This window comes from Catellatospora paridis (assembly GCF_009720365.1).
Classification (GTDB): domain Bacteria; phylum Actinomycetota; class Actinomycetes; order Mycobacteriales; family Micromonosporaceae; genus Catellatospora; species Catellatospora paridis.
Window position 1 is genome coordinate 1 of record NZ_WBZD01000062.1, and the last position, 707, is coordinate 707.

1 protein-coding gene is annotated in these 707 nt (G+C 66.3%); it reads left to right on the plus strand.

All coding sequences use genetic code 11. From position 1 onward, the window contains the following. Nucleotides 1-707, plus strand: a 707-nt coding sequence (locus F9C41_RS40535) for a carbohydrate ABC transporter permease (protein WP_155392163.1), incomplete at both ends; no start/stop codon positions are given.

Genomic DNA, 707 nt, shown 5'->3' on the forward strand with positions numbered 1-707 from the left:
CAACTGTCCACCAACCCCCTGGGCTGGCCCGACCCCTGGCACCCCGAGAACTACACCGGCATCCTCGCCGACAGCGTCTTCTGGCGACAACTCGCCAACAGCACCATCATCGCCCTGGCCACCGTCGCCGTCGTCGTCGCCGCCAGCGCCATGGCCGCCTTCGTCTTCGCCCGCTTCGCCTTCCGCGGCCGCGAACTCCTGTTCACCCTGTTCGCCATCGGCCTCATGTTCCCCTTCGCCGTGGCCATCCTCCCGCTGTTCATCCTCCTACGCAGCATGGAACTGCTCGACAACCCCCTCGGCGTCATCCTCCCGCAAGCCGCCTTCGGACTACCCACCACGATCATCATCCTGCGCCAGTTCTTCCGCACCATCCCCGCCGAAGTAGAAGAAGCCGCCACCCTCGACGGCTGCACCCCCTTCGGCTTCTTCTGGCGCGTCCTACTACCCATGGCCCGACCCGCCCTGGCCACTGTCTCCGTCCTGGCCATCGTCGCCAGCTGGAACAACTTCTTCCTACCCCTGGTCGTCTTCACCGACCAGACCTGGTGGACCCTGCCCGTAGGCGTCCAAGCCTTCCAAGGCCAATACGCCGACGACACCGCCCGCGTCCTCGCCTACGTCGTCCTGTCCATGATCCCCGCCCTCGGCTTCTACGCCATCGCCGAACGACAACTCATCGGCGGCCTCGCCGGCAGCGTCAAGGG